General features: G+C 74.2%; 4 protein-coding genes. 3 read left to right on the forward strand and 1 reads right to left on the reverse strand.

Features of this window, described 5'->3' with window-relative positions; all coding sequences use genetic code 11:
• Window positions 1–214 precede the first annotated feature (214 nt).
• On the forward strand, window positions 215–637 hold the full coding sequence (locus tag H5J29_RS30840; protein ID WP_376768596.1) for a MerR family transcriptional regulator: 423 nt from the start codon (window positions 215–217) through the stop codon (window positions 635–637).
• Between the two features lie 117 nt (window positions 638–754).
• Window positions 755–940, forward strand: a complete 186-nt coding sequence (locus tag H5J29_RS30845) for a CsbD family protein (RefSeq protein WP_181784464.1) — start codon at window positions 755–757, stop codon at window positions 938–940.
• Window positions 941–1,019: 79 nt separating this feature from the next.
• Here the strand turns inward: H5J29_RS30845 and H5J29_RS30850 are convergent, their stop codons facing one another.
• Complete coding sequence (locus H5J29_RS30850; protein ID WP_181784465.1) at window positions 1,020–1,493, reverse strand: MarR family winged helix-turn-helix transcriptional regulator; 474 nt, start codon at window positions 1,491–1,493, stop codon at window positions 1,020–1,022.
• Between the two features lie 62 nt (window positions 1,494–1,555).
• Between H5J29_RS30850 and H5J29_RS30855 the strand changes: the two genes are divergently transcribed.
• On the forward strand, window positions 1,556–1,937 hold a 382-nt coding region (locus H5J29_RS30855), incomplete at its 3' end, for an alpha/beta fold hydrolase (protein WP_220188145.1).

Below are 1,937 nucleotides of genomic sequence, written 5' to 3' on the forward strand. Positions count from 1 at the left end.
ACGCCGGCGCCGACGACACCGTCGCGGGACACACCGCCCTCGCCGACACCCCGAGGGAGGTCGAGCAGAGCCGGCCGTCCGCCTCGAGCGCCTGACCCCGCCCCTGCCCGCCGACCGGCCGCAGCCCGCGCCGGGAGGTCGGTGACCAGCACGAACCCTGCCCCGACGACCGACACCCCAGGAGGACGATGACGACACCGGAGACCCAGAACCCTTGACCGACAACCTCAGCAGGCTGGACGACGAGGACTACCCGGCCGTCTCCATGGGACAGGCCGCCGAGCTCCTCGGCGTCCAGCCTGCCTTCCTGCGCAGCCTCGACACCTCCGGCGTCCTGCACCCCCACCGCACCGACGGCGGGCACCGCCGCTACTCCCGCCGCCAGCTCGCCCACGCCGCCCGGCTGCGCGAGCTCCTCGACGAGGGCCACACACTCGTCTCCGCCCAGACCATCCTCGACCTCGAACACCGCCTCGACGACAGCGACTCGGCCCTCCGCCGCTCCGACGACGCCCGACGGCACACCACCGCCGAGCTCGACACCGCTCGCGCCGACCTCCGCACCCGCACCGACGAGCTCGCCGCCGCCCGCGAGCAGATCAGCGAGCTGACCGACCGTCTCGGCGAGCCGGACTGAACCGGCGCGGCGCCCTGCGCAGCACCCCGCAGGGCCGTTCGTGTTCACAACGCCGCAGGCCGGGTACCCCCGGTCCACCGGCCGATCGACCGGCCCAGCCGACCTCAGGGAGCAGCCATGGCGATGGACGACAAGATCGACAACAAGGCCGAGGAGCTCAAGGGCAAGGCCAAGGAGGGCGTCGGCCGCGCGACCGACGACGAGGAGCTGCAGGCCGAGGGCAAGGGCGACCAGGCCTCGGGCCACGTCAAGCAGGCGGGCGAGAAGGTCAAGGACGCCGCCAAGGACGTCTTCAAGAAGTAGCTCGACGCCCCTCTCGACGACACCCGGCGCCCGATGGGCGGCCGGGTGTCGTCGTGTCGGGCTCCGTGCCCCGGGCGGGTCAGCGGTCGCGACCGCCCCGGTCCTCGTCGAGCGCGACGACGAGCCGGTCCAGCACGCGCATCGCGTGCTCGAACTCCTCGGGCCCCACCCGGTCGCCCCACGCCGTCTCGATCTCGGCCACCCGCTCCCCGGCCAGCGCCAGCACCCGCCTGCCCTGCGCCGTGGGCACGATCAGCTTGGCCCGCCCGTCCGCCGGGTCCGGCCGCCGCTCGAGGTAGCCCTTGCGCTGCAGGTCGTCCACCAGCTCGGCGCACGCGGCGAGGCTGAGCTGCGCCCGCGCGGCGAGGGCGGTGAGCCGGACGCCGTCGACCCCCACGTTCCCGAAGACCTGCAGGTGCGCCTCGCGCAGGTCGGTCACGCCGTGCTCGGCCGCCGCCGCGAACACCTCCTTGCGGAACCGTTGCAGGAGGCGGACGAGCACCTGACCGACGGCGAGCCGGTCGGTCGGCAGGGGGCGGGTTGACGGGTGCACGATGGCCCAGCATACTCCGGATTCCGAAGCTTCGGATTCCGGAGCATATTGAGGAGGCACTCGTGGAGATCGACACCGGGATCGGTCCCGTCCACGTCGAGGTCGAGGGCTCCGGCCCTCCCGCCCTGTTGTGGCACAGCCTGTTCCTGGACCTGCACCAGTGGGACCTGGTCCGGCCGGCCCTGGCGGCGCACCGCACGCTGGTCCTGCTCGACGGCCCCGGACACGGCCGCGGCGGACGGCCCCCGCGCCGCTTCACCTTCGACGGCTGCGCCGACGCCGCGGCCCACGTCCTGCGCACACTCGACCTCGGACCGGAGGTGGACTGGGTCGGCAACGCCTGGGGCGGGCACGTCGGGTACGTGTTCGCGGCCCGCTACCCCCTCCGCAGCCTGACGGCGATCAGCGCGCCGCCCACTCCCCTGCCCGCGGTCCCGCGGCGGC

The sequence above is a fragment of the Pseudonocardia pini genome (genome assembly GCF_013870575.1).
Classification (GTDB): Bacteria; Actinomycetota; Actinomycetes; order Mycobacteriales; family Pseudonocardiaceae; genus Pseudonocardia; species Pseudonocardia pini.